Origin of the sequence: Thermanaeromonas sp. C210 (assembly GCF_013167955.1) — a bacterium.
Classification (GTDB): domain Bacteria; phylum Bacillota; class DSM-521; order Neomoorellales; family Neomoorellaceae; genus UBA12545.
The window spans coordinates 824,780-850,082 of the sequence record NZ_BLWF01000001.1 but is presented as its reverse complement, the minus strand read 5'-3'; the positions used below and the strand labels follow the sequence as shown (position 1 = coordinate 850,082).

The 25,303-nt window shown below is 55.3% G+C and carries 21 protein-coding genes, 6 tRNA genes and 2 pseudogenes; 6 read left to right on the top strand and 23 right to left on the bottom strand.

The window, feature by feature from the left end; all coding sequences use genetic code 11:
* On the top strand, positions 1-1,050 hold a 1,050-nt coding region (locus TAMC210_RS04075), incomplete at its 5' end, for a transposase (protein ID WP_173297487.1).
* 391 nt (positions 1,051-1,441) lie between these two features.
* On the opposite strand, the pseudogene TAMC210_RS13890 reads toward TAMC210_RS04075, so the two are convergent.
* Positions 1,442-1,650 (bottom strand): annotated as a pseudogene (locus TAMC210_RS13890) (IclR family transcriptional regulator domain-containing protein).
* A gap of 445 nt (positions 1,651-2,095) precedes the next feature.
* Between TAMC210_RS13890 and TAMC210_RS04065 the strand changes: the two are divergent.
* Positions 2,096-3,745: an IS1634 family transposase gene (locus TAMC210_RS04065; protein WP_173297029.1), complete on the top strand. Its 1,650-nt coding sequence runs from the start codon at positions 2,096-2,098 to the stop codon at positions 3,743-3,745.
* A gap of 328 nt (positions 3,746-4,073) precedes the next feature.
* Here the strand turns inward: TAMC210_RS04065 and TAMC210_RS04060 are convergent.
* The 4 genes from TAMC210_RS04060 to TAMC210_RS04045 form a co-directional block, all read right to left on the bottom strand.
* Positions 4,074-4,162: transfer RNA gene (locus TAMC210_RS04060), tRNA-Leu, on the bottom strand.
* A 65-nt stretch (positions 4,163-4,227) separates the two neighbouring features.
* Positions 4,228-4,623, bottom strand: a complete 396-nt coding sequence (locus tag TAMC210_RS04055; RefSeq protein ID WP_173297485.1) for a PaaI family thioesterase — start codon at positions 4,621-4,623, stop codon at positions 4,228-4,230.
* A gap of 69 nt (positions 4,624-4,692) precedes the next feature.
* A tRNA-Cys gene (locus TAMC210_RS04050) sits at positions 4,693-4,768 on the bottom strand.
* Positions 4,769-4,795: 27 nt separating this feature from the next.
* Positions 4,796-4,870 (bottom strand) — tRNA-Gly (locus tag TAMC210_RS04045).
* Positions 4,871-5,063: 193 nt separating this feature from the next.
* Here TAMC210_RS04045 and TAMC210_RS14040 point away from each other — a divergent pair.
* A pseudogene (locus TAMC210_RS14040) lies at positions 5,064-6,205 on the top strand (helix-turn-helix domain-containing protein); the annotation flags it as partial.
* Positions 6,206-6,264: 59 nt separating this feature from the next.
* On the opposite strand, the gene TAMC210_RS13470 reads toward TAMC210_RS14040, so the two are convergent.
* From TAMC210_RS13470 to thiM, 5 genes are all read right to left on the bottom strand, one after another.
* Complete coding sequence (locus tag TAMC210_RS13470; protein ID WP_254388507.1) at positions 6,265-6,432, bottom strand: hypothetical protein; 168 nt, start codon at positions 6,430-6,432, stop codon at positions 6,265-6,267.
* Positions 6,433-6,596: 164 nt separating this feature from the next.
* Complete coding sequence (locus TAMC210_RS04035; RefSeq protein ID WP_173297484.1) at positions 6,597-7,265, bottom strand: potassium channel family protein; 669 nt, start codon at positions 7,263-7,265, stop codon at positions 6,597-6,599.
* Between the two features lie 120 nt (positions 7,266-7,385).
* A complete protein-coding gene (locus TAMC210_RS04030) occupies positions 7,386-9,062 on the bottom strand; it encodes an ABC1 kinase family protein (protein ID WP_173297483.1) in 1,677 nt (558 codons plus the stop codon).
* Positions 9,063-9,144: 82 nt separating this feature from the next.
* The gene (locus tag TAMC210_RS04025; RefSeq protein ID WP_254388491.1) at positions 9,145-9,786 is read right to left on the bottom strand and encodes a DUF1614 domain-containing protein; all 642 of its coding nucleotides are present in this window, start codon (positions 9,784-9,786) and stop codon (positions 9,145-9,147) included.
* Positions 9,787-9,806: 20 nt separating this feature from the next.
* Positions 9,807-10,622, bottom strand: coding sequence for a hydroxyethylthiazole kinase (thiM, locus tag TAMC210_RS04020; protein WP_173297482.1), 816 nt, complete (start codon positions 10,620-10,622; stop codon positions 9,807-9,809).
* A gap of 205 nt (positions 10,623-10,827) precedes the next feature.
* Here thiM and TAMC210_RS04015 point away from each other — a divergent pair, with 205 nt between their 5' ends.
* The gene (locus TAMC210_RS04015; protein ID WP_173297481.1) at positions 10,828-12,216 is read left to right on the top strand and encodes an MFS transporter; all 1,389 of its coding nucleotides are present in this window, start codon (positions 10,828-10,830) and stop codon (positions 12,214-12,216) included.
* 62 nt (positions 12,217-12,278) lie between these two features.
* Here the strand turns inward: TAMC210_RS04015 and TAMC210_RS04010 are convergent.
* The 3 genes from TAMC210_RS04010 to TAMC210_RS04000 all read right to left on the bottom strand — a co-directional run bounded on the left by TAMC210_RS04010 (position 12,279) and on the right by TAMC210_RS04000 (position 12,515).
* A tRNA-Phe gene (locus TAMC210_RS04010) sits at positions 12,279-12,354 on the bottom strand.
* Between the two features lie 4 nt (positions 12,355-12,358).
* A tRNA-Asp gene (locus TAMC210_RS04005) sits at positions 12,359-12,435 on the bottom strand.
* Positions 12,436-12,440: 5 nt separating this feature from the next.
* A tRNA-Val gene (locus TAMC210_RS04000) sits at positions 12,441-12,515 on the bottom strand.
* 135 nt (positions 12,516-12,650) lie between these two features.
* Here TAMC210_RS04000 and TAMC210_RS13265 point away from each other — a divergent pair.
* Positions 12,651-13,295 carry a hypothetical protein gene (locus tag TAMC210_RS13265; RefSeq protein ID WP_173297428.1) on the top strand — a complete coding sequence of 215 codons (645 nt, stop codon included), beginning with the start codon at positions 12,651-12,653 and terminating at the stop codon, positions 13,293-13,295.
* 176 nt (positions 13,296-13,471) lie between these two features.
* Positions 13,472-13,810 (top strand): hypothetical protein, encoded by a 339-nt coding sequence (locus tag TAMC210_RS13465; RefSeq protein ID WP_254388490.1) that lies wholly within the window; start codon positions 13,472-13,474, stop codon positions 13,808-13,810.
* 165 nt (positions 13,811-13,975) lie between these two features.
* Here TAMC210_RS13465 and TAMC210_RS03990 read toward each other — a convergent pair whose 3' ends face one another.
* The 10 genes from TAMC210_RS03990 to TAMC210_RS03945 form a co-directional block, all read right to left on the bottom strand.
* Positions 13,976-16,087 carry an amylo-alpha-1,6-glucosidase gene (locus tag TAMC210_RS03990; RefSeq protein ID WP_173297480.1) on the bottom strand — a complete coding sequence of 704 codons (2,112 nt, stop codon included), beginning with the start codon at positions 16,085-16,087 and terminating at the stop codon, positions 13,976-13,978.
* 236 nt (positions 16,088-16,323) lie between these two features.
* A complete protein-coding gene (gene speB / locus TAMC210_RS03985) occupies positions 16,324-17,196 on the bottom strand; it encodes an agmatinase (protein WP_173297479.1) in 873 nt (290 codons plus the stop codon).
* On the bottom strand, positions 17,196-18,050 hold the full coding sequence (gene speE, locus TAMC210_RS03980; protein WP_173297478.1) for a polyamine aminopropyltransferase: 855 nt from the start codon (positions 18,048-18,050) through the stop codon (positions 17,196-17,198). The genes speB and speE overlap by 1 nt, the downstream gene beginning before the upstream one ends.
* A gap of 85 nt (positions 18,051-18,135) precedes the next feature.
* Positions 18,136-19,743 (bottom strand): Na/Pi cotransporter family protein, encoded by a 1,608-nt coding sequence (locus TAMC210_RS03975; protein WP_173297477.1) that lies wholly within the window; start codon positions 19,741-19,743, stop codon positions 18,136-18,138.
* 6 nt (positions 19,744-19,749) lie between these two features.
* The gene (gene phoU, locus TAMC210_RS03970; RefSeq protein ID WP_173297476.1) at positions 19,750-20,457 is read right to left on the bottom strand and encodes a phosphate signaling complex protein PhoU; all 708 of its coding nucleotides are present in this window, start codon (positions 20,455-20,457) and stop codon (positions 19,750-19,752) included.
* Positions 20,458-20,493: 36 nt separating this feature from the next.
* Positions 20,494-21,015: a molybdopterin-guanine dinucleotide biosynthesis protein B gene (gene mobB / locus TAMC210_RS03965; protein WP_173297475.1), complete on the bottom strand. Its 522-nt coding sequence runs from the start codon at positions 21,013-21,015 to the stop codon at positions 20,494-20,496.
* A gap of 13 nt (positions 21,016-21,028) precedes the next feature.
* The gene (locus tag TAMC210_RS03960) at positions 21,029-22,222 is read right to left on the bottom strand and encodes a molybdopterin molybdotransferase MoeA (RefSeq protein ID WP_173297474.1); all 1,194 of its coding nucleotides are present in this window, start codon (positions 22,220-22,222) and stop codon (positions 21,029-21,031) included.
* Positions 22,219-22,821: a molybdenum cofactor guanylyltransferase gene (gene mobA / locus TAMC210_RS03955; protein WP_173297473.1), complete on the bottom strand. Its 603-nt coding sequence runs from the start codon at positions 22,819-22,821 to the stop codon at positions 22,219-22,221. The genes TAMC210_RS03960 and mobA overlap by 4 nt, the downstream gene beginning before the upstream one ends.
* Entirely contained in the window at positions 22,818-24,326 is a 1,509-nt protein-coding gene (locus tag TAMC210_RS03950) for a long-chain-fatty-acid--CoA ligase (protein WP_173297472.1), read from the bottom strand. Before TAMC210_RS03950 ends, mobA begins: the two co-directional genes overlap by 4 nt.
* A gap of 24 nt (positions 24,327-24,350) precedes the next feature.
* Positions 24,351-25,238: a selenium metabolism-associated LysR family transcriptional regulator gene (locus tag TAMC210_RS03945; protein WP_173297471.1), complete on the bottom strand. Its 888-nt coding sequence runs from the start codon at positions 25,236-25,238 to the stop codon at positions 24,351-24,353.
* Positions 25,239-25,303: the final 65 nt, after the last annotated feature.

Sequence of the window (25,303 nt, the reverse complement as noted above, 5' to 3'; positions counted from 1 at the left end):
AAGGGAGAAAAAGCCGTACCGCCGTCATGGGTATACAGCCGGTTTTTGGGGAAACTGCTTAAGAAAGAAGAGAAGGTCGAAGAAATATTTTACCGGCTGGTAGAGGAGCTAAGGGAGGAACTACCGGGTTTTGGAGAAGTAGCGGCCATAGACGGCAAAGCCTTGGCGAGCTTAAGTCGTGGGAGGAAGAAGGAAAAAGTGGGGGAGCTTAGACCTGACGGTCGGCGGGAACAAGATGCAGACTGGGGGTGTAAGGTTTACCGGGGTAAGAGGGAAGACGGCAGCCAGTGGGAAAAAGTAGTGAAATGGTTTGGATTTCGGCTGCACCTAATAGTAGATGCCCTATACGAACTGCCTCTAGGGTTTAAAGTTACCAAGGCGTCGGCGAGCGAAGTAAAAGAGGCGCCCAAGCTTCTGGAGAGGGTAAAAGAGAAGGCACCGGGGACCTTTGAAAGGATTAAATATCTTACAGCAGACAAGGCCTACGACTCCACAGAACTAATCATCGAGCTATGGGAAGAGTATCAAATAAAGCCGGTCATAGACATAAGGAACCAATGGAAAGACGGGGAAGAAACTAAACTAATAGCGGGGCAGGAGAGCGTAGTATACGACTATAAGGGGAAAGTATACTGTTACTGTCCGGAGACGGGGATAAAGAGGGAGATGGCCTATGGAGGATTTGAGAAGGACCGGGAAACATTAAAATACCGCTGTCCGGCCAGGCATTATGGGTTAAGATGCAAGGGAATAGATAAATGTCCGGTTAAGAGCAGTATTCGGATACCCCTTAAGGAAGACCGGAGGGTGTTCACGCCGCTAGCACGTTCCAGCTACCGCTGGGAGGAACTTTACAAGAAGCGTACAGCGGTGGAGCGAGTAAACAGCCGATTAGACCAGAGTTTTGGTTTTGAGCAACACTTTATTCGAGGATTAAAGAAGATGAGTTTAACATGCGCTCTAGCGTTAGCGGTGATGCTGGCCATGGCGCTAGGGAGGATACGAGAAAAGAAAGGAGAAAACCTACGCAGTTTAGTAAAGGCAGCCTAAATTAAGTGGTAGATACTACCATAAAGGGTGGTAGAAGAAGTAATATACCCTTTTTGGGGTTATTTTACCAACGCTTGCCATCTCCTTAAGGCTTTTTATATTCCTGAGGCGCCTACCCTATTAATTATAGGGTTGCTTCTGTAAGATTATGTCAAGGCCTTCTAAAAAATCGGCCACAACGCAGATGCCTCTTTAATACTCAAGCTTGACAAACCAAACAATAGAGACCGTGAAGCTGTTAATATTGTCTCGTATTGTAAGACGCTGTACTTTTCTTGGTTAACCGTCCATGCCTGGACGACACAACCAATCTACCCTATGCCTTTGAGCACAGCCAATTGTCGCCCCTTGTTCTTAAGGACTTGGGAACAGCACGGGTCGCAACGTATACCTACCTCATGCTCCTCGAGATCCAGGGCATGTCCCCGTTGCGAATTCGCCTCACCTCCTGCTTCAGGCCTTCGGGCTCAGTAATGGTATTAGGCGTAAATCTCTTGAGCTTGGAGGTTTGGATAAAGGTCTCGATTTCAGATTCTTTAGGAAGGCCAAAATGGCCTTTCCCAATCCCGTGCAGTAAAGGGGTGAACGCCTGCCGTTCATGGAGGTAATCTTATCCACATATATACTTCATTTAGGTCCCGGAGCCCCAGGTACACCGGGTGCCCGGTCTCCTTTTGCAACGCCTCCGGGCACATTATGTTGCATAATACACAACTATGTTGCTTGACCATAGTAATGATTCAACATAACTCCAAGAATTCCTTCTTATTGCTGGATAAATTTTTGGGGTTAAGGTCTTGTGTGTAAATCTCTAAGACCTGCAAAGGTTTTCCTACTATTCTGCCTTCCGCTTTCTTTTTACGAAAGCCTACTAAAATATATCCTGACTTTATCAGTTACAACTCGTTTTGGAAACAGGGACCCGCATAAAATCTAGGTTTGCGGGCTCAAAGCCGGTCAGAAAGCGAAAAGTGTAGTGGCAACATTAGCGGTAATAATGGTTATATAGCTAGACAATAGGTGTAAATAGTGGTATCATAAAAACATGTTCATCAAGATAACTAAATCTAGGGACCACCAGTACGTTCAGTTGGTTCGGTCTTACCGGGAAAACGGTGTTGTCAAACACAAGGTCCTTTTAAATCTCGGCCGCCTGGATGAGATTGAAAACAACCCCAGCTTTCAAAGATTGGGAAAGCGCCTTTTAGAATTGTCCAAGGCCAGGGAGGTGACCAGTTTAGCGAACTTCTCTGAGGCGCAGATCAAGAACTGGGGTTATGTGGTCTACCGGAAGATCTGGAACCAATTTGAACTACCCGAACTGCTGAAAGAGATTAGTGCCAAACACAAGGTCCAATTCAGCTTAAGTGACGCGAGTTTTCTGATGGTCGTCCAGCACCTCCTTGAGCCCAGGAGCAAACTGGGCACCTACAACCACCAGCAACGTTATGCCAGTTTGCCCGACGTGGCTTTGAACCACCTCTATCGCTCCCTGGATTTACTCAGTGAGCACAAAGAATTGCTGGAAGAAGAGATGTTCCGGAAGAACCGCCACCTTTTCAACATGAAAGTAGATGTGGTATTTTACGACGTAACGACCTTTTCCTTTGCCAGCGTCAAAGCCGATACTTTACGAGATTTTGGCTTCAGTAAAGACGGCAAGTACAACGAAGTCCAGGTGGTACTGGGTTTACTTATTGATTGCGAAGGTCGGCCCATAGGCTATGAGCTTTTCCCCGGCAATACCTTTGACGGTAAAACCCTGGAAGCAGCCTTAGAAAAGCTGGAAAAACGTTTTGGCCTGCGCCGGGTAATTATCGTGGCGGACCGGGGGATTAACAGCAAGCTCAATTTAAAGCGCATAGTAGAACGTAACTACAGCTACATTTTTGCCGCCCGCATTAAGAAGATGAAGAAAGAGATTACCGATATGATCCTGGACGAAGACGGCTATCAGGAGATCAAGGACGACGAAGAAGGAGAAGTCCTTCGCTACAAGGTTATCGAATACATAAACGAGTTCACCGCTGAAGGAGAAAAATACCAATTACCCGAAAAACTGATCGTCACCTACTCCAGCCGGCGGGCGGAGAAAGACCGGTCCGACCGGGAAAGGTTAATCGAGAAGGCCCAAAGCCTTTTAGAAAGCAAGGCTAAAATCCGGGCCAGCAATAAACGCGGCGGCAAGAAATACCTCAAAGAAGTAGATTGTACCGGCACCTGGGTGCTGGACGAAGAAGCAATTAACTGGGACCAACAATTTGACGGCTACTACGGCATCCAGACCAACGAGAAAGAGATGAGCGCCAAAGACATTCTGGATGCTTACCACAACCTGTGGCGGATTGAAGAATCCTTCCGCGTCATGAAAAGCACCCTGGAAGTACGACCGGTTTTCCATTGGACCGAAAGGCGGATTAAGGGGCACTTTGTAATCTGTTTCCTGGCCTTTCTTCTCGAACGCACCCTGGAATCCAAGCTCCGGCAAGCTGGAGAAAACGCCTCGCCGGTAGAGATCCGGGAAGCGTTAAACTCCCTCAACTTTGCCGAGGTGGAAATCGAAGGAGAAACCTTCTTTATTAAGACCAAGGGTACAGAGTTAAGCAAAAAGATCCTGCGCCTGATGCGAATCGCTCCCCCTGCCAATATCACTCGTGTAGAAGAGTTTGCTTCTCGCTGGCAGGGCCAGGCGTAGTGGCAAAATGCACGCCTTGGTTTCTATCTTCCTAGATTTTATGCGGCTTCTAGATTCTCATCTGATAAAGTCAGGATGTAGATATTAGATATTCTTCGACAGTTTCCTTCCAACATTCAGGAACATTTTTACGCAGTCTAACTATTTTTTTAGTCATAAAAACAAAACCCCCCATACTTTCTTATTCGGCTGTACGGGAGGCCTGAGACGTTGTTTTAATATAGTCTCGAAAGGTTAGGTTAGGCAAGGCATTCAAGCTTAACAAGACATAGCCTTTTTATTTTACCGCTGCAGTTTTTGGCCTGCCTGCTAACCTACTGTTTTCAACTGGTGCGAGAGGCGGGACTCGAACCCGCACGGACCAAACGGTCCACGAGATTTTAAGTCTCGGGCGTCTGCCTGTTCCGCCACTCTCGCGCAAATCATTGCGTAAGGCAATTATAACATATTTTCGAGGACTTCTTCAACACCGATTCCGGGTTTCAGCTTCCGGGATTAAGGACGTAGAAGGTGGCGCTAGCCGTGGCAACTACGCGCGTTCCCACCATCATAACCGCTTCCGCATGGATGATGTGGTTGCCCGGGTGGATTACTTTACCGCGGCAAATTACCTCTTCGCCTTCTTTAACCGGCTTTATGTAGTGGAGATCCAGATTAGTCGTAGTATAAACCTTGGCCGAGGAGCGAACTGCCGCACCCATAGTAGTATCCGCCAGGGCTGCGAATACGCCGCCGTGGAGATAATTCCACGGATTAAGGTGTTTACGGGCCACTTTAAGCCTGGTTTCCGCTTGTCCCGGCTCTATACGTACAAATTCAATGTCCAGCAGCTCTATAAAGGGATTGGTCCGGGGAAAACCGGCCGCGCTGCCGTCCATAATCGGGAACACCCCCCAAATATAAATAGGAGACCATCTCCTTATCTGAAATGGTCCCCCCTTAAGTACTGGAGGCGCGGGCCGGATTTGAACCGGCGAATAGCGGTTTTGCAGACCGCGGCGTTAGCCCCTTCGCCACCGCGCCTCATTCAAAAAACCCCAATATAAAAAATGGAGCGGAAGACGGGATTTGAACCCGCGGCCCTCGCCTTGGCAAGGCGATGCTCTACCACTGAGCTACTTCCGCACAACCCTTGCACGAAGGATTATAGCATAGAGCCCTTACCTCCGTCAAGGTCTTTTTCCGGCAGTGTTGTAGATAGGCCAGAGTTTCGTTCCCAGTACTTTGAGAGGGTCAAACAGGTATTGCAAAGGGTGGGTATCCCAGGGATATTATCAAAGTGGTCATCAAAAACCCCGAAAGGAGGGACACCCACCCAATGACATTATACCAACAACTTAAAGCTTCTGGAAACCCTCAGGCACCAGTTCAGCTTATTATCTCCCTGTTGAATAATCATTCCCCTAGAGAGGTTGCTGCTATCCTTGGGGTCTCCGTCCGTTGGGTGTATACGCTCCTCCACCGTTATAGAAACTCAGGGCACGATCTTAGCGCTTGTATCCTCAAAAGAGGCCCCAAAAACCCCATGCCTAACCGTACACCCTCTCATATCGAAAAATTGGTAGTGGAAATGGCTAAGGCCACTAACTTCGGCCCTAAACGCCTGGCCGTCGCTTTAGCTACCTCCTGCCATATCTACCTGTCCCCCTACACTATCCGTAATATCCTACGCCGTGCCCGCGTTAACTGCCGTAAAGTTAAATCTTTTAACGGTCAAAAACGTTATTTCGTAGACCTCTCTGCTTCAAACCTTTACAGTTTTGGCAAATCGATACTAAATACATAGCCGACCAGCATGCCTTGCCTCTAAAGGCTTATGCCGCTATTCTGCGTAATAAGTTGCCTAAATACCAGTTTACCGCTATCGATATAAAAACCCGGTTAAGGTTCATTGCCTATGCTACCGAGCTCACCTTCAACAATGGCCTGACCTTCTTACTCCTCCTGGCCTATTGGCTACGAGCCTTCGGTGTATTTCACCACCTCTTCTTCCAGACCGACAATGGTGGGGAATTCGGTGGACCAGCTACCTCTAGAAAACGTACCCTTATGCAAAACTTTATCTTTAATCATCTAGACGTCTCTTTGCTTAATATCCCACCAGGACAAAAGCAGTTCAATACTTTCGTCGAGCGCTCTCACCGTACTGATGACGAAGAATTCTATGCCATTAACCTGGCCAAAGTGACTTCCAGGGCTTCCTTCTTTAAAATGGCCCAGGACTGGACCCTCTATTTCAATTATCAACGCCCTCACTTCGGAAAAGGCATGAAGGGCCAAACGCCAGCCCAAGCCCTCCATGCCTCCCGTATGGCCATAAACCCGGCCGTCGGTGCTATGCCCGTACTCCTCTTAGATCAGGTCTCGCTATATCTCGACTGCTTATGGAATATCTCTACTATCCCCTGGGATAACTCCCCCAGAAATTTAATGCTTGTGAACGAAACTATGGCACATTACCATTTGCCCTTGCTGAACCAGGGGGGCCAGCACCTCGGCCTCTATCCTCCCGCCGGCCACTACAACACCAGGTTTCGGACTATTAGTTCTGCAGCCAAGCGATCCAGGTCTTCCGGACGGCTGCGGGCGTTGGCGGTTATGAAATCAATATTTTTCCCTTCGCTATAACCCATTCGGGCCAGGCCTTCCCGCATACCCAATAGTTTTTCTACGCGGGCGTCGTTCATCAAGAGCACACCTACCAGGGGGGTCGTCCGTCATGGGAAAAGCGCGGAGCAAAAAGAAAATGGTAATTATGACTAAGGGGATTATACAGAGTTTTGCATATTTCCTCAAGGCCTCTCCCCTTTCTTAATTGCGAAATACGGGTTCCGCCCCCCTTTGACCCCTTTCAGACGGGCTTTGGGCCGGCCAACACAGCTTCTACTTCGGCCTCCACACTGGGGTGTGTCAGGGCAAAGACCAGATCGCCGGCCTTGATGCACGTATTTCCGCCGGGGACGATGGCCGTATCTCCCCGCACAATGGTTACCAGAATACATTCGTTGGGAAGCTTTAGATCCCTCACCCGCAAGTTGACCGCGGGAGCCTCGGGGCTTATCTTGACCTGGATCATCTTTAGATCCTTGATACCCTGCATCCACAGGGTGGTGGTCTGCTGCATGTCCACCGTTCCCTGGATCAGGCCCAGAATTAAGGAGGTCGGACCGATTACCTGATTCACACCCAGCCAGCTGAAAAGCTTCTCGTTTCCCGGATTGTTAACCAAGGCCAGGGTACGCTTGGCCTTAAATCTCCTTTCGGCCTGCTGGCAAATAATGAGATTATCCTGGTCATCGTCCGTTACGGCTACTACGATATCCACTTCTTCGGCGCCGGCCGCCTTCATTACATGGGGATCCGTGCCGTCACCGATTACCACCGGAACCTCCAATTCCCGCCTTAATCTTTCTCCCCTGCTCCGCTGGTACTCGATAAGGACCACCTGGTAGCCCAGTTGACGACATTGTTTGGCCAGCTGGGCCCCTACTTTGCCACCGCCTACAATGATAATCTTCATCCCTCAACCCCGTTTCCAAGAGATGCTCTATACTATTACTTCGCCGTGAGCTCCCCAATCTCCTCCCGCTTTACTCCTGCGCGGCAGGTCACCCGCCCCCGGTCACGGACGTCAAGGGCCTTAAAATCTTCCTCCCCGGAAAATGGTTAGCAACAGCCAGCTAAAAAGGACCACCGCTATCACCGAACCTATTTCCAATACCGGCAGGCGAAAGAAAAAGCGGCTGCCCGTCAACGGAAGGGCCCCCAGCCCCGCGCTGATGATCAAACCGGCCATAATAATGCTAAAGGCCAAGAGGATTAAACTCAGGCTCAGCTTGTTGACGGCGGCTTCCAGGTGCCGGAAGAAAGACCGCAAATCCTGGTGCTCTAGCTTGATGGTCAAGTCGCCCCGGCTCAGGCGGGAAAGGATCCTCTGCACCTGGACCGGAAGCTCATAGGCAAGGTCCAGGTAAGCCCCCAGGTTCTCCTCCACCGCCCGCCACACTTCCCGCGGCCGGTACTGGCGGCGGACCAGCTCCCAAACGTAAGGGGTAGAAAGCTGGATAAAGCTTAAATGCGGGTCTAAGGTGGTTATGAGGCCCTCCAAGGAGAGGAGGGTCTTGACCAGGAGGGTAAATTCGCCCGGCATACGGATACGAAACCGAAAGGCCACGTCAATGAGTTCGTCTATGGCCGACCCCAGTTTGATATCCTTCAGCGGTACCGCCAAATACTTCTGGCGCAGCTTATCAATTTCCCGGCGCAAGGCCTTCATATCCAGGTCGGAGGGGACGGTCCCCAGGTTGACCATACCGCGTATAACATCCCGGCTGCGGCGTCTTACCAACCCCAAGACCAGGCGGATTATCTCCCGCCGGTGTTCATCGGAGAGAGTACCTACCAGGCCGAAGTCCATGAAGACGATCCTTTCTCCCGGAAGGACCGCCAGGTTGCCCGGATGGGGGTCCCCGTGAAAGAAGCCTTCCACCAGCACCTGGCGGTAAAAGGCCCGCAATAGATTGTCGGCTATTCTCCGGGGGTCATAGCCCCGGCGGGCAAGCTCCTCCAACTCGTTGACCTTAACCGCTTCCACAAATTCCATGGTCAAAACCCGGCCCGTGGTGTACTCCCAGTAGACGCGGGGTATATACACCCCTTCTTCACCCCGCAGGGCCTGCCGCAGCCGGTCGGCATTACGCCCTTCGGCCGTATAATCCAGCTCCTGCTTTAACGCCCTGCTGAATTCCTCGGCCATGGCGACGAAATCATAAATCTGGCCGTAAACGCTGTGCCTTTGGGCCACCTGGGCCACGTAGTGGAGGATTTCCAGATCCGTATGAATAAGCCGCGCCACTTCGGGACGCTGAACCTTTACTATCACCCTTTGACCTCCGGCCAGGGAGGCCAGGTGGACCTGCCCGAGGGAGGCCGCCGCCAAAGGCTCGGGATCGAAAGAAGCAAAAATCTCCTCCCAGCCTTCCCCCAGCTCATCCCTGAGGATCTCATATACCCTTTCGGTAGCGAAGGGGGCTACCCTATCCTGCAGCCGGCTCAGTTCCTGCACGATATCCCTGGGGATTATGTCAGGGCGGGTGCTCAAGAATTGGCCGAGCTTCACAAAAGTAGGCCCCAGCTCTTCCAACGCCAGGCGTAACCTCTCTCCGCGGGATAGCTGGGCCTTCTCGCCCCCGGTACCCCGGTTAAGAAGACCGCTAAAGCCTAGCTGGTCGATGAAATAACCAAAGCCGTGCTTGGCCAGGGTATTAGCTATTTTCCGCAGCCTCTGAATGTGTGCATAGCGGGGCCTCAGCACCACAGAAGCTTCTCCTCCGCAGACCTTCTGGAAACAACCTTTCAGGTTTATTCTCCCACTTACAGGAACACTTTAACTTAGCAAATTAACTTAGCAAAGCGGCTGCCAGGGCCACCAGGAAGATGCCGTCAAAAACACCTGCACCCCCTATGCTCACCACCTGAGCCTTAAGCCTCCGAATGGCCCCCAGGTTTAAGATGTCGGCTCCCAGCAGGGTACCCAGGGCTCCCGCTACGTAGGCCACCGGGGGCGCATTGTAGGGCGCAATCAAGATGGCCGCCAGGGCGGCCACCACAGGCGGAATAAAGGTGGGCAGCGTAATACCCGCTCCCGGGACTACCCGGGCCATGGCTTTAGTAACTGCGGTCACGATTAGCGCGGCCAGGCAGGTGGCACCGAAAGGCGCCCGGGTGCTCAAAAGGTATAAGGAAAAGAGTACCGGTATTACTGCTCCCCCTACGTTAATACAAACCACCTGGTAATTTAACTGGGGAGGGTAATAAAAGAAAAAGGGATGCCATAAGGGCGAATGGTCGTATATCCGCTGGCGGTAAACGGGAATGTTAATCAGGCTCCCGGCAAGGGAAGCAAGGAGCAACAGCAGCGCTCCCAGGGGGGATAAACCCAGCTTGGCAAAGGAAAACACCGCCAGGTTCAAGAAAAACGACAGGAGCAGTAAAGGTATTATCACAAAAAGAAAGATCAGGGGCCACAGCAACGGAAACACCGTATTCCCTCTCCTTACCCCTACGATCTCCTAGGCTCGCGAATTCTTACCCCCTGGAGCAGCACGTCGCGGGTCAAATTGTACAGGGCATCTAAAAGGGCCACCTGAAAACTCCCCGGTCCGCCAGCAGCCTCCGCTGCCTTTTCCGCCGCCAGGCCGTAATAGGCCAGGGCTGCCGCGCTGGCTTCAACACCATCAGTCTCCACGGCCCGGAAGGCGGCGATAACCGAAGTAGCCGAGCATCCGGTGCCGGTGACCCGAGTCAACATAGGATGGCCGTTGTCCACCGCCAGTAGCCGGGTCCCATCACTAACATAGTCAGTGGCTCCGGTAGTCACCACCACCGTCTCCAGCTTCCGGGCAATCTCCCTCGTCAACTCTGCTAAATCATCAGAAGGGGAATCTCCCGCATCCACCCCCCTGGTCCGCCCCCCCAATCCCGCTACACAGGCTATTTCCGAGGCGTTGCCCCGCAGGACATCGATGGGTACCTCCTCAATTATCCTGTGCGCCACCGACGTGCGGAAGGGAGTGGCTCCTGCGCCTACTGGATCGAAAATCACCGGTATCCCAGCCTCTTTGGCCGCCTTCCCTGCCAGCATCATGGCCTCTACCACCTCTTGCGTCAGGGTGCCCATGTTCAAAACCACCCCTTGGGCCAGTCTGGCCATATCCGCTACTTCTTCCGGAGCATAGGCCATGACCGGTGAGGCGCCCACGGCCAGGGTAACGTTGGCCGTAACATTAGTAACCACCAGATTGGTAATATGGTGGATCAGGGGCCGCCGCTCCCGCACCCTCTCAATACAAGCGGCAACTTTTGCTCCCCACTCCATACTCTCCGTCCTTTCTACCCTGGAAATGTTCTTTTGGGCGTTCTCATCCTTTCGGCGGTACCGCTTACCACAGCTAAGTCTTCGGTTCCCGGACACCTCCCTTCCAAGGGGTATTTTATCATACTTTGAGCCTCCCTTTTTAAAGAAGGTGATATAATATGGTTATAATTCACTTAAAGCTCACGCTGAAGGGAAGAGGCAAAGCATGGAAGAAAGCCAACAACTTGCATCCAGCCGCAGCTATGCCCTGCTAGTATGCACCCTGGCCTCTTTTTTGACACCTTTTATGGGCAGTTCTATTAATCTGGCCATCCCCGCCATCGGCGCAGAATTCCACGCCGAAGCTCTTAGCCTCAATTGGGTAGTCTCGGCTTTCCTTTTGACTTCGGCCGCCTTTCTTCTACCCCTGGGGCGCCTAGCTGACCTTTACGGCCGCAGGAAAATGTTCCTGGGGGGTCTGGCGGGGTACACTCTTTTCTCCTTCCTGTCGACCCTGGCACCATCCCTTCCCTTTTTAATCGTTGCGCGGGCCCTGCACGGAATAAGCTGTGCCATGATTTTCAGCACGGCCGTGGCCATCCTTATTTCGACCTTCCCGGCCCACTCGCGGGGTCGGGTGCTGGGCATAAATGCGGCGGCGGTATACGCCGGCCTGTCTGCAGGACCCTTTTTAGGAGGCATAATCACCCACTACCTGGGATGGCGTTTCCTGTTCGGTATAAATGCTCTAGTGGGCTTGGTCACCCTGGTCATCGCCTGGGCAAAGCTTCGGGGAGAATGGGTAGGAGCCCACGGCGAAAAATTCGATTGGGCCGGTTCCCTTTTATCGGTGCTGAGCCTGGCCGCAGTAATTTACGGGGCCTCTACCTTTTCCCTGGGAGCCTTGTCTAGGTGGCTTTTTTTCGTAGGCCTGGGGGGAATCCTCCTCTTCGTCTGGCAGGAAGCAAGGGCTCCCTTCCCCTTATTGAACGTCCGCCTCTTCAGGGGCAATCCGGCCTTTACCTTCTCCAACCTGGCCGCCCTGATCAATTACAGTGCCACCTATGCCGTAGGCTACCTCCTTTCCCTATACCTCCAGGTGGCGAAGGGCCTAGACTCCCAAACCGCCGGGCTAATTCTGTTAGTCCAGCCGGTGGTTCAAGTACTGCTTTCTCCTGTAGCAGGCCAGCTCTCCGACCGGGTCGAACCCCGCATTGTGGCCTCGGCAGGCATGGGCCTTACATCCTTGGGCCTTTTGGTTTTATCCACCTTACGCTTACAATCTCCGATTCCTCTAATCGTGGCCAATCTCCTGCTTCTGGGGTTCGGCTTTGCCCTCTTTTCCTCCCCCAACACCAATGCCGTCATGAGCTCGGCACCTAGAGCCTACTACGGCGTAGCCTCTTCCATCCTGGGTACCATGCGTCTCCTGGGGCAGGCCTTCAGTATGGCCATCGTTACCATCATGTTTAACCTCTACTTCCGCGGTATCCAGATCGCCCCCCAGCACGCCGACCTCCTGGTCAAAAGCATGAACCTGTCTTTTATCGCCTTCACCGTCTTCTCCGTAGGGGGAATTTTCGCCTCCCTGGCCCGGGGACAAATCCACCACTAGTTTCCTAAAATAAAAAATAAAAAAGGGGTTTCAGCTAACCTGAAACCCCTTTACGGTTCTTATGGTGCCCCAGGGCGGAATCGAACCGCCGACACGTGGATTTTCAGTCCACTGCTCTACCAACTGAGCTACCGGGGCAAAATGGCGGAGCCGACGGGATTCGAACCCGCGATCTTCGGCGTGACAGGCCGACATGTTAAACCGCTACACTACGGCTCCGCGCCTGGTGGGCGATGGTAGATTTGAACTACCGACCCCTTGCTTGTAAGGCAAGTGCTCTCCCCCTGAGCTAATCGCCCGCAGCTAGCGCTGCGTAAATTATTATAGCACGGGTCACCGTCCGAGTCAACGGCCGCGATCACTCACTTAAAATATAACCGAAGGGGGAACGGCTCACTCACGGCGAAATCTTACCGAGGGGATGTGTATTGAGGATGTCATTAAATAGTCGCCGTGAGTATTTAAACAACATGCACCAGCGTTACTCTCAGGCCGCTTCCCGAACCGAAAAATCCCAGATTATCGACGAGGTAGTCAAGATGCTCGGCTATAACCGTAAGTATGCTATCTATGTCTTAAATAATCCTATTCCTGCCAAAAAGCCAGCTAAAAAGCGTTCTAAACCATTAAAGTATTTGGAGGCACTCCCGGCCATCCAGCTCGTTTGGGAGGCCCTGGATTATCCTTGTGCCGAACGCCTCCATCCAGTACTCCTTTCTACGGCTGAGCTCCTGGCCAGCCACGGAGAGCTCCTCCTCACTCCTCAGATACGGGAACAGCTGGCTCGAATTAGCCGCCCTACTTTGGCTAGAAGAATAGCTAAATGGCGCTCTCCTAAGCCTAAACGTACCCTGCCCCACCCAAAACCCGGCTCCAGGCTTCGTAGCAAGGTGCCAATTGAATGTTATGCTTGGAATGAAAACCGCCCCGGTGCCCTGGAAGTCGACCTGGTGGAGCATCATGGCGGTTCTTCCCTGGGCCATTTCGCCTACACCATCACCGTCGTCGACGTGGTGACGGGTTACAGTCCCGCAGAGCCATCCTTGGCCGCAGCCAGGCCGCCGTCTTTCGCGAGCTGAAGGCTATCCTTAACGAATGGCCGCTTAAACCTTGGGGCATCCATACCGATAACGGTAGTGAGTTCTTAAATGACCAACTCCTCCGTTTTTGCCAGCAAAATGACCTTACATTTACGCGAAGCCAACCCTACCGCAAAAATGATAATGCCCATGTTGAACAGAAAAATCGCCAGTTCGTGCGGCATATCGTCGGCTATGAACGCTATGACACCCCTAACGCCGTTACTTGGCTTAATCAGGTCTACGCCTACTTGGATATCTATGTTAACCTTTTCTTACCAATGCGTAAAGTAGTTGCTAAGAAACGTCAAGGTGCCTATGTGCGCAAAACCTATGATACGGCTCGAACCCCTTTGCAGCGTTTAATAGACGCCGGGATACTAGACCCTCATACTAACGCTAAATTCCAGCGCCAACTCCAGGCTATTAATCCCCTTGTACTTCACCGCCAACTGGAGGAATTGCTCGCTAAAGGTTATACTGAGCCTTCTCAACAAAAGCAAGCCGTCCATTAAAACAATGACCCATATACAGCATACCCTCTAAAGCTAAAGGGAGATGATGGAACATAGTACCCCCTTCTACTATCGCTCTTTAGGTTAGGTCTTTATTTGAGTGAGCCTTCTCCCTTCGGTAAGGTTTTTATGTGAGTTGACACGCGGCCCGAAGGATTTTATGCCTCAGGCGGCCGTATGGGTGAGGCCTCTTACAATCCGGAGGCCCGAACTGTTCCTCAGCAGCTCCCAGCAAGAGCTGCCGCCCTCCCGCTGCACCAAAAGGTCCACGGTTCCCGAACCCACCTGCAGATTCTTTACCCGCATGTAGGATATGCTTTCCGGAAGGACCGGATCCAGGAATACCTCCCCCCCAGCTACCCTGGGGAACAGGCCGAGAATAGCCTGGAGGAGGAGGAAGACCGTGCCCGCCGCCCAGGCCTGGGGCGAGCAGGCAGCAGGATAGGGTACGGGGCGACCCTCTTCCCGGGCAAACCCACAAAACAGCTCGGGTAGGCGATAATTAAAGTACCTGGCCGCCTGGAACAAACCTTCGATCACCCGGTTGGCTTCTTGCCGGAAACCATAGCGCACCAGCCCCATCACGATCAGAGAATTGTCGTGGGGCCAAACAGAGCCGTTGTGGTAGCTGATGGGATTGTAGGCCCGGGCTTTACTGCTCATGGTACGGATCCCGTATCCCGAAAACATGTCCGGGGCCAGCAGCCTTCTCACCACTTGTTGGGCCGACTGCTTGTCCAGTAAACCGGACCACAGACAGTGTCCCCCGTTGGAGGCAACCGTCTCCACCTGGCGTTTATTCTTATCTAAAGCCAGGGCGATGAACCCGTCCCCCTCCATCCAGAAGGCCTGCAAGAAATTTTGCTTTAAACTACCGGCACTCTGCCGCAGTTCTGCTGCCTTACCATAATACCCCATCCTATCCAATATGGCTGCCCATTTTACCTTGGCATCGTATATATATCCCTGAACCTCGGCCAGGGCAATGGGCGCCTCGGCCAGGGCACCCGATTTGTGGACGATGGAATCGCCCGAGTCCTTCCACCCCTGGTTCTCGATGCCCGCCGGGGACTCCTTCAAGTACTCAACGAAACCATCCCCGTCGCGGTCCCCGTATTGATCGATCCAGCCCAGGGCGTAATCAACTGCCGGGAGATACTCGCGAAGAAAAGCCTCATCTCCCGTCCAGTGATAATACTCCGACAGCAAGACCAGAAAAAGGGGAGTGGCGTCCACAGTCCCATAATACGGGGTGTGGGGTATCCGCTTGATATTGGCCAGTTCTCCCCTCCGGATCTCGTGGGGAATCTTACCCGGCTGCTCATCGCGCCAAGGATCCACCTTTTGCCCCTGATACCTGGCCAGAGTCCGGATGATGGCCCGGGCTATAGACGGATTGAGCATAAGGGTTTGCACCGCAGTAATAATACTGTCCCGTCCGAAGGGAACGGCAAACCACGGGATGCCGGCTACGGGAAACAACCCGTCTCCGAAGTCGACCATGAGGGCGCGGAGGTCGTTAAGACTTTGTTTTATCCACGCGTTAAAATCTGCATTGTCGGTAACTATTTCCGTACAACCCCGGAGCCACTCCCGCCGGGATTTCTTTATAGACCGTAATACAGCCGTAGTGTTCTGTACAGAAGGGCGGGGCTCGCCCTCGATTAAAGGAGCCACAAAGACCGTAATCCCGAAAGTGCCGTCCACCGGTAGCTTAACCTGATACCCCAACCTTCCCTTCCCTGACACCGCATCCGGGGCTGGGTCCAGTTTTATTTCCGTGCGCCGGGCCAAACCATCGGCTCCCCGGTAGTGAAAAACCATTTCCTGGCGGCCCACGGTAACCGACGGGTTACGGCCCATTTCCTCGGAAATACAACCCCTCACTTCAAAAATATCCGTAAAGTCGGCCTCTACATATAAATCCAGGTTTACTTCGATCTCCTGGCGGTGGTAGTTACGGAGAAGAATCCTTTCATAAAGGGCTCCCCCGCTAATGAATAAATGCCGCCGGATGAACAAGGAATTAGGGGGCAATACCGAACCACTGACCGTAGTCAGCTCAGGGTTAGTCGCCAGCACAACGGCCTCGTTATTTCCTTCGGTTTTCAGATCCAACAGTGTTGGTTTGCGGCCGTTAAGGTAGCACTCCATGCGGCTGAGAAACCGGGTATCCCTGGTGTACAGTCCTAAACCCGCTTCTTCTGCTTTACTAACGTCGCCTAGCCGGTCAAAGAGCAGGAAAATATCGTTTTCTTTAATCACCGAATACCTCAAAACCGCGGCCTCCCCTTCTCCCACTACAGCCTCTGGCCGTATTTTATAGCACCTTATAGTTTCTTTGGCAAGACCTCTCCGCCCATTTCCCCTCTGGAATTTTAATTTGGGGCAGGCATTTTGTGGTACCCTTTTGCAGACTAAAAATAAAGACCCGGTCTCCCCCTGACATGGGTAGACCAGGTCTTCCTCCCGTTCCCGGGCTTAAAGGCCATGTGTATCCCAGACACCTTTGTTTAGCCGAAGCACAGAAGGGCTTCCCTTACAATCTTGGCCGCCAGAGCGGAGGTGATGTCCCCAGGATCATGGGGCGGAGACACCTCCACCAGGTCCATGGCCACCACCCGGCTTCCCTTCAGGCTGTAGATGGCCTCAAAGACCTCCTGGGGCCGGCAGCCTCCCGGCTCCGGGGTACCCGTCCCGGGGGCAAAGGCCGGATCCACGACATCGATATCCACGCTGAGGTACAGGGGGCGGTCGGCCCACTGGGGAACCAGGCGGGTCAGGGGCTCTAAAATCCTGTCCAGGAAGAAGTTGGTTTCCTCGCTGCCGTAAGCCAGCTCCTCCCAGGTACAGGACCGCACGCCGAACTGATACAGGTTGGCCGGCCCTATATCCCCGGCCACCAGCCGCATAACCGTAGCATGGGAGTAGCGTTTCCCCATGTATTCTTCGCGAAGATCCGCATGGGCGTCCAGCTGGATGACCGCCAGGTCCGGGTACCGGCGGTGCACGGCGCGTATCAAAGGGTAGCTTACCAGGTGCTCCCCTCCCAGGGCCAGGAAGAACTTGCCGTCCCCCAACATCGCCTCCGCCGCCCCTTCTATCCGGCGGAGATTTTCTTCTATATCCCCCGGGATCAACTCTAGATCACCCAGATCGCAAAAAGGAACTTCTCCCAGGCTCCGCCGGACGGCCGGGCTGAATTCTTCCAGGACATCGGAGACGGCCCGAATGCCGGCAGGCCCAAAGCGGCAACCGGGGCGGAAGCTCGTGGATACATCCAGGGGCACACCCAGGAGGCAGGCCCGCGCCCCGGCATAATCTTCCTTACTTCCGAGGAAACTCCCCCCGCGCAGGAACCTTATTCCCCCGCCGAAATCCTGCATTAGAAAAGCTCCTCTTCTTCACCCGGCCTCAAGATCTCCTGCACAAAGGGCGGCAGGGCAAAGGCTGCCTTGTGGACTTCCGGAGAATAGTAGCGGGTGGGAAGGGGGGCAATTGTCTGGGGATCCACCTCCACAGGATCGTATTTCTTGCTGCCCAGGCTGAAGGTCCACAGTCCCCCAGGGTAAGTAGGCACGGTGGCCAGGTAAAGCCTGGTCACGGGAAATACGCTGGCTATGTCCCTCTGTACCCGGCGTATAAACGCGGCGTTGAAAAAGGGCGATTCCGTCTGGGCCACAAAGAGGCCGTCGGCCTTGAGGGCATGATACACATTCTGGTAAAATTCCCGGGAAAAGAGGCCTACCGCCGGGCCCACCGGGTCGGTGGAATCTACAATAATCACATCGTACTGGTCCCGGAGCCGCCGGACGTGCTCTATACCGTCTTCAAATCTTATCTCTACCCGGGCATCGTCCAGACCGCAGGATATCTCCGGCAAATACTCCCTGGCGTTGGCCACCACCCGCGCATCGATCTCCACCAGAACAGCGCGTTCCACTTCAGTATGCTTAATAACCTCCCGGATGGCTCCCCCGTCTCCCCCGCCTATCACCAGGACTTGCCGGGGATGGGGATGGGTATTGAGGGGCACATGGGAGATCATTTCATGATATACGAACTCATCCTTGACCGTGGTCTGGATCACATCGTCCAGCAGGAGCATCCGGCCGAAGGCTTCGGTCTCCACCACCGCCAGTTCCTGGTACGGCGTTCTCTCCCGGTGCAACGTCTTGATGACGCGGCAGGACAGGGCAAGACTCGGTGTCTGCAACTCGGTTACCCACAGACCTTGCATTGACGCCTTTCTACCCCCTCAGTCTATATTTTGTAGGCCTTGGCGCCCAGTTAAGCATACACCTTACCGGGCACCATTGCAATGCTTAAATAATCCCCATCACGGCCTGGGCAATGTTTACGCTGTGGCTATTCAGGCGCAGGAGGTGATTGATGAGTTCCATATGGACCGAAGTAGTTTCCAGGCTTAGCCGGTTTTCCTGCTGCAGGCGTTGAAAATGAGAAAAGCGCAGCGCCTTCTCCATCTTAAGGATATGGGGATGACGCTTGATCACCTGCACGGCCAGGCGGTGATCGTTGTCGGCGAAGGCCTTCAGCGCCTGGTCGAAGTTCTCCTGCACTTGTCGGTACATTTCCTGGAGTTCAGCCTGCCCCTCCTCGGAAAAACCGATACCGGTTTCTTCTATCTTCAGCCATTGGCGGGCCATCTGGATAACTATATCGCCGATGTGTTCCAGGTCATTGGCCACGTACAGAAGCTTCGCTCTCTCCATGACCTCCTTGTCGTTCAGGCTGCCAGCCATGCGCGCCAGGTACCGGGCGATGACCAGGTATAGGTAATCCAGAACGTTGTCCACCTCGCGGAGCTTCTTCGTAAGGTCCACTTCCCGCAAAGGCAGGGGCTGCATAACCCGGGGAAACATTTCCTGGCGTATCAACTCCGCCATACGCAGGATTTCCCAGCGGACCTGGACCAGGGCTAGCTCCGGCACCTCCAGCAGGCTATCGTCCAGGTACTTGGCAACCCTTTCCACCCGCGGAGCGTCCGGGAGCAGCCGGCGCATCAGGCCGGCCACCTGGGGGGTAAAGGGTAGAAACATAAACATGTTGATGATGTTAAAAAGAGTGTGGCCGTTGGCTATTTGCCGAGTTACCAGGGGTGACGTCGCGGCTGCCAGCTCAGCGAAGTAACGAAGGAGGGGCAAAAAAAGGAGGGCACCGGCCGTTTTAAAAAAGAAATGGGCCAGGGCCACTCTCTTGGCTTCGCGGGACGCCCCCAAGCTGGAAATAAGGCCGGTGGCCGTAGTGCCCACGTTGGCGCCCAAGACTACGGCCAGGGCGGGCTCCAGGGCTATAAGTCCCTGACCGGCCAGGGAAATGGCCAGGGCCACGGGCGCGGCGCTGCTCTGGACCACCGCCGTGAATAACGAAGAAACCATAAAAAGGAGCCCCGGCCGGAAGGCCATCCTCTCTAGGCCGGTTATCAGGGCGGGAAAATCCTTTAAAGGCTCCACGGCGGCCGACATGGCCGCCACCCCGTAAAAGAGCAGCCCAAACCCTATAATGGCCTGACCCAAATAGCGCCAGCGCCGGCGCTGAGCGAGGAGATACGGGACCAGCCCTCCGATAAGGGCCCAGGGCGCATAACCGCTCACCCGGAAAACAATCAGCTGGACGGTAACCGTGGAACCGATGGCCGCCCCTAAAATCACGCTCAGGGCCTGCCCCAGGCTCATCAGACCCGCACTGACAAAGCCCACCAATAGGACACTGGTTACGGCGCTGCTCTGCAGGAAAACGGTTACCGCGAGCCCCACCAACATCCCCGCAATCCGGTAGCGGGTAAAGGCGGCCAGAAGCTTCTGAACTTCCGCCGCGGCCGCCTTTTGCAGGCCGTCGCTTATCAGATTCGTGCCGAAAATAAAAAGAGCCAGCCCCCCCAGCAGGCCGGTCAACAGGTGAAAGGCGGCCACCTTGGCTTACGACCTCCGACGGTCATGGGCATCACGGGTTTCGGCCTCGAGAATCCTGCCCGGGCGTCGAATGCCCGTTTCCCGGAAGATAACCATTTCGGCGATGTTGACGGCGTGGTCGGCGATCCGCTCCAGGTAGCGCGCGACCAGGGAAAGGTAGCTGGCCTGATCTACGAATTGGGGTCCTTTTTTCATATACTCTATGAGTTCCTCGTACAGGCTCTCAAAAAGGCGGTCCACCTCATCGTCAGCAGGAATCACTTCCCGAGCCGTAGAGGTAGACCGGGCCACGAAGGCCTCTAGGCTCCGGTGCAGCATAGCCTGGGCCAACTCGGCCATGCGCGGTATATCCACCAGGGGTTTAAAGTAGGGGCCTTTGTCTGCCAGCCGGATGGCCGTTTCCGCAATATTTTCCGCGTAATCCCCCACCCGTTCCAGCTCACGGCCCACCCGCATAACCGTGGCCAGGGCGCGCAAATCCCTATCCAGGGGCTGTTGCAGAGAAATGAGCTCCAGGGCCTTCTCTTCCACGGAATAGTTCCAGTCGTCGGTAAGTACATCCCCTTCGATGACCTGCCGGGCCAGGGCCACATCCTGCTTTACGAGGGCTTCCATAGCCTGGGCCACGCTGGAGCGGACGTGCTCCCCCATGCGCATAATATCCTGCTCCAACTGGAGAATGGCTCGATCGTAGGCGCTCAAGGGTTTCTCCACATCCTCCACCTCCCGGCAGGGTTGCCATTTAGTTTATTATATTCCTTTTTCCCGCCGCCGAGAAGGGGAACCGGCGCCCAGTATTTTCTCTTCGATGAGGTCGGCCAGGCCGGCCACCTCATCCCAGCCGAAGGCGGGAACCTTCACCGGTACCGGTTCGTCCGTCACCACCGCCAGGAGCTCTTCTTCAGTGCAGAGGAGATCGCCGCCGACAGCCGCCCGGTGAACCTCTATTTTGGGCTTGTTCCCCCGCTTGTACCCCTCGGTGATAATGAGGTCTACACCCCGGATGCGCTCGGCCACCTCATCCAGCGTGAGCTCCCGGGGCACTTTCTCGATTAGGGCTACCTTGGACGGGGAAGAAATTGCTACGATGTCGGCCCCGGCCTCGGCATGTTTCCAGGTATCCTTACCCGGCTTATCGATGTCGAAGCCGTGGGTATCATGCTTAATGGTGGCCACCCGGTACCCCCGGGCCTTGAGTTCGGGCAACAATCTGGTCAGCAGAGTAGTTTTCCCCGTATCGGACTTTCCTACCACCGAAATAATCGGGACCATGTCCTCACTCCTCTTATAAAAGAATTAAATCTACCTCCGTCCCCGCTGGTATAGGCTCCTTCCCCGGGGGCACATCGAGAAGGGCATTCGCCCCCAATGCCGCCAGCAGGGGACCCCGCCCCTCGTTTACCGGCGCAGCCCGCCAGAGGCCCCCGTCGTTCTGTGCCTCTGCAAAAATAAAGGTACGGGTGCGGCGCTCCCTGACGACGGGCCCCTCCAGTTTCCCGCGGCACCGCCGGGGCCCGGGAGGTTTCCCCCCCAGAGCCTCCACCACCGGCCTGGCCAGGAGATAGAAGCCTGCCAGGGCCGCCGAGGGGGTTCCCGGAAGGCCCAGCAAAAGGGTCTGACCCCTCCGGGCCCCGATTACTCCCCCTCCCGGCCGGTAATTCAACCGGGTAAAAAGGAGGCGGGCCCCCAGCCCTCGGAAGGAACGGGCGGCCAAATCGTAATCGCCTCCTCCTGCCCCGCCCGTCGTAATTACCAGATCCGCCTTGTCCAGCCACGGCTCCAGGGCCCCCATCAAGGCCGGCATCCGGTCGGGCAGTACCGGCAGGGTGTGCACCTCGACCCCGGCCAGGCGAAAAGCCGCCTCCAGGGCATACAGATTGCTGGCCACCAGGCCTTCCCTATCCGTCCGGTCCACCAATTCTTTAAGCTCGGTACCCACGGCCGCCAGGGCCACCCGCGGCTCCGGGTGAACCCAAACCTCTTCCCGGCCCAAAGCGCTTAGCAGACCGATCTCGGCGGGCCCCAGCACCGTCCCCGGGGTCAGGACCTTCTCCCCGGCCCTTACCTCGCTGCCCGCCACCTGCAGGCAACCCCGGGGCGGAAGGCCGACGGGCGAAGCCGGGATCTCTAGCCTCCCATCTTCCCGGAGCTCCACCACCTCCTGGGGCAGGACAGTCACCGTCCCCGGAGGTACCGGGGCGCCGGTAAAGATGCGCACGGCCTCCCCCGCCGCCAGGCTGCCGGGATAGCGGCTTCCCGCCGGCACCTCTCCTACCAGCCGGTAGCCGGCCGCCGCCGGCCCCAGGGCGTAACCGTCCACCAGGGAGCGGGCAAAGGGAGGAAAAGGAGCCCCGGACACAATTTCCTCGGCCAAGACCCTTCCCGCGGCTTCCCGCAGAGGCACCTTCAGGGGAGGGAGGGGGGCCGCCTCCCTCAACAGGAGGGCCCGTCCTTCTTCCCAGGGGAGCACTTCGGTCATTTCCTTTCCTCCCCCTCCCTAGCCCGGCTGCGGGCCCACTCCAGGTCCGCCGGCGTATTGATGTTAAAAAAGATCTCCGCCGGATCCCCGTGCCTCTGCAGGACTTCTCCCTCGATATAGCGGACCCGCACCTCGGGGTAAAAGGCAATAATCTTGGTAACGCCCTTCCGCAGGCAGTCTTCAATGGCCGGTAGACAACCTTTGGAATAGACGGCATGCAAGGGCTGGAGGTAACCGCCCAGCCGGGGGACCACTACATCGTAGCCCTCAGCCTGCTCCAGCATATAAGCAATCAGCCCGGGCTCCAAAAAGGGCATATCGCAGGCCACCACAAAGTTATGCCAGAAGGAGGAGGCCACCAGGCCGGCATGGATTCCCCCCAGAGGCCCCATGCCCGGAAAGATGTCCCCTACCAGTTTCACCCCTAAATCCCGGTACAATTCCGGTTCATTGGTCACCACCAGGGTCTCCGGGAACAAGGACTTCAACACGGATACAATGGTTCCCAGCATAGTTTCCCGGCCCACGGACAGCAAGGCCTTGTTGGTACCCATGCGCGAACTTTTTCCGCCTGCCAGGGCAATGCCTCCGGCTTTCACCTGCTCAATCCTTCCCTGCCTGTTTCTTTAGCCCGTAACAGCTTCTTTAGCACCTTCCCCGTAGCATTCTTGGGCAGCTCCTCCACAAACTCCCATTGACGGGGTATCTTGTAAGCCGCCAGCCGCTCCTTTAAAAACTCCTGGAGCTGATGAGGCCTGACTTCCGCCCCCTCCCGCAGGACGATAAAGGCCTTAATGGTCTCTCCCTTTAAAGGGTCCCCCACCCCAATGACGGCTGCGTCCTGCACCGCCGGGTGGGTGAGGAGCACATCTTCTATTTCCCGGGGATAAACGTTAAACCCGCTAAGGATTATAACGTCCTTCTTGCGGTCCACCACATATAAGTAGCCGTCTTCATCCTGCCGTGCGAGATCTCCGGTATGTAGCCAGCCGCCCCTTAAGGTGCCGGCCGTTTCTTCCGGGAGATTGTGGTAGCCCTGCATAACGTTGGCCCCGCGTACCACCAGCTCACCCACTTCTCCCCGCGGCACCTCATTATCGTTGTCATCTACCACTTTAACCTCTACCCCCGGCAGGGGCAGGCCTATAGAACCCGGTTTGCGCAGCCCGTACAGGGGATTTAAGGCCACTACCGGCGAAGCCTCGGAAAGTCCGTAGCCCTCTACCAGGGGACAGCTGAATTTTTCTTCAAAGCCCCGCTGGACCTTAGGCGGCAGGGGAGCGCCTCCGGAAATACCATATCTTAAAGCTTTAAACCGCCCCTTGTCCCCCATGCGCCACAAGACAGTAAACATGGCCGGCACGCCGCAAAAGATAGTAATGTCTTCTTCTACCAGGGTGCGGAAGATGTCCTTGGGCTGGAAGGACTCCTTGACGGTCACCCGGGCGCCCAGGTAGAGGGGCAGCAGAACGTTGACCGTCCAGGAAAAGCTGTGAAACATGGGCAAAACACACAGGAAGTTGTGTTCGGGGCCGAAATGGGACACCTCTTCCAGGGCCAGGACGTTAGCCACCAAATTGTCATGGGTAAGCATGGCTCCCTTAGGCCGTCCGGTGGTGCCGGAGGTATAGAGGTAGGTGCACACCTCGCTGCTCCGAACCGGCACGGCTGCGGGATCCGGGGCCGCGGCGATGGCCCGGCAGGTTTCTTCATTAAGAACGATCAAACGGTTAATCCCCAGGTCTTGCGGTGAGGGAACCTCCCGGCCCTGCAGCCGCTCCAGGACCGCCGGGTGCAGTATCAAGGTACCCGCTCCCGAGTCGCGGAGAATGTATCCTATTTCTTCCAGCGTCAGCATCAGATTCAGGGGCACGACCACCGCTCCCGCCTGGCTGGCCCCCAGATAGCTGTAGACGAACTGGGGAGAATTGGGGGCGCACAAGGCCACCCTTTCACCCGGTGCCAGCCCCAGGGACTGCAGGTACCCGGTATAGTTGTTGACCCGGCGGTCGAGTTCCCCGTAGGTAATTACCCGGCCCTGGTAGATAAGGGCGGCCTCCTGCTCCCTCCCCCGGTGACGACGGTGTAACTCAAAGATCCGCATCTTCTCCTAAAAGCCTCCCCTCTCTTATAACGAACCCAGGACGAATTCCCAAAAGGCGGAAGCTGCCGGACTCAGCTCCCGGGCGCGGTGTACCAGAAAAAGATGGCGTTCCAAATCAACCCCTGCCACCGGAACCGTAGCCAGCCGGCCCAGCTTCAAAGACTTTTCCGCCGCCCAGCGGCTCACAATGGAAACCCCCAGCCCGGCTTCCACGGCGCTTACGACGGCCTCGGTGCTTCCCAGCTCCATCACAATCCTGGCCGGCGGCAGAACCACGCCGGCGTCCCGGAGCCGCTCCTCCACCACCTTGCGCGTACCGGAACCCTCTTCCCGGCACACCCAGTCAGCGCCGGCCAGCTCCGCCGCCTCCAGGGAACGCCTGCCGGCCCACGGGTGGTCGGGGGGTAGGATCAAGACTAACTCATCCTTGACCAACGGCCGGTAAAGAAAGCCCTTCCTCCGCTCCTCGGCTCCCACTACCCCTATCTCAATTTCCCCTTCCCCCAGGCGGCGAAGAATATCCTCCGAACCCCCGATGATCAACTTTACCTCCACCCCGGGATACCGCCCCTTAAAACGGCCTATCACATGGGGCAACACGTACTGGCCCGGTATGGTGCTGGCCCCCAGGAGCAGTTCTCCCCTCACCAGCTTGCTCACCTGGGCCAGTTCCCGCCGCAACTGCTCCAGCAAACGCAAGACCTCGCGGGCCCGGCGATAAAAAATGCGCCCTCCTTCGGTCAACCTCACCTCCCGGCCCGAACGTTCCAGGAGCCGGAGGCCGAAGGTTTCTTCCAGGGCTTTCAAGTGTTTGCTGACCGCCGGCTGAGTGAGGTGCAGCTCTTCGGCAGCCGCCGAAAGGGTGCCTTTCTCTACGGTAACCACAAAAGTTTCTAGCTGGTTTAAGTTCATTTACGGTATAGCCTGCCCTAAAAAAGTTAGACTAAGACTTAAGATCATAGTGCCCAGGTTACCAG

Bases quoted from the DNA above. Each gene is read 5' to 3' on its own strand.
- TAMC210_RS04035 (WP_173297484.1), bottom strand. From the start codon at position 7,265: ATGAAGATTATCATTGTAGGCGGTGGCAAAGTAGGGGCCCAGCTGGCC.
- speB (WP_173297479.1), bottom strand. From the start codon at position 17,196: ATGCAGGATTTCGGCGGGGGAATAAGGTTCCTGCGCGGGGGGAGTTTC.
- TAMC210_RS13265 (WP_173297428.1), top strand. From the start codon at position 12,651: ATGTCATTAAATAGTCGCCGTGAGTATTTAAACAACATGCACCAGCGT.
- TAMC210_RS13470 (WP_254388507.1), bottom strand. From the start codon at position 6,432: ATGAACGACGCCCGCGTAGAAAAACTATTGGGTATGCGGGAAGGCCTG.
- TAMC210_RS04055 (WP_173297485.1), bottom strand. From the start codon at position 4,623: ATGGACGGCAGCGCGGCCGGTTTTCCCCGGACCAATCCCTTTATAGAG.
- TAMC210_RS04065 (WP_173297029.1), top strand. From the start codon at position 2,096: ATGTTCATCAAGATAACTAAATCTAGGGACCACCAGTACGTTCAGTTG.
- TAMC210_RS03960 (WP_173297474.1), bottom strand. From the start codon at position 22,222: ATGACCGAAGTGCTCCCCTGGGAAGAAGGACGGGCCCTCCTGTTGAGG.
- thiM (WP_173297482.1), bottom strand. From the start codon at position 10,622: ATGGAGTGGGGAGCAAAAGTTGCCGCTTGTATTGAGAGGGTGCGGGAG.
- TAMC210_RS03950 (WP_173297472.1), bottom strand. From the start codon at position 24,326: ATGCGGATCTTTGAGTTACACCGTCGTCACCGGGGGAGGGAGCAGGAG.
- mobB (WP_173297475.1), bottom strand. From the start codon at position 21,015: ATGGTCCCGATTATTTCGGTGGTAGGAAAGTCCGATACGGGGAAAACT.
- TAMC210_RS03945 (WP_173297471.1), bottom strand. From the start codon at position 25,238: ATGAACTTAAACCAGCTAGAAACTTTTGTGGTTACCGTAGAGAAAGGC.
- speE (WP_173297478.1), bottom strand. From the start codon at position 18,050: ATGCAAGGTCTGTGGGTAACCGAGTTGCAGACACCGAGTCTTGCCCTG.
- TAMC210_RS04015 (WP_173297481.1), top strand. From the start codon at position 10,828: ATGGAAGAAAGCCAACAACTTGCATCCAGCCGCAGCTATGCCCTGCTA.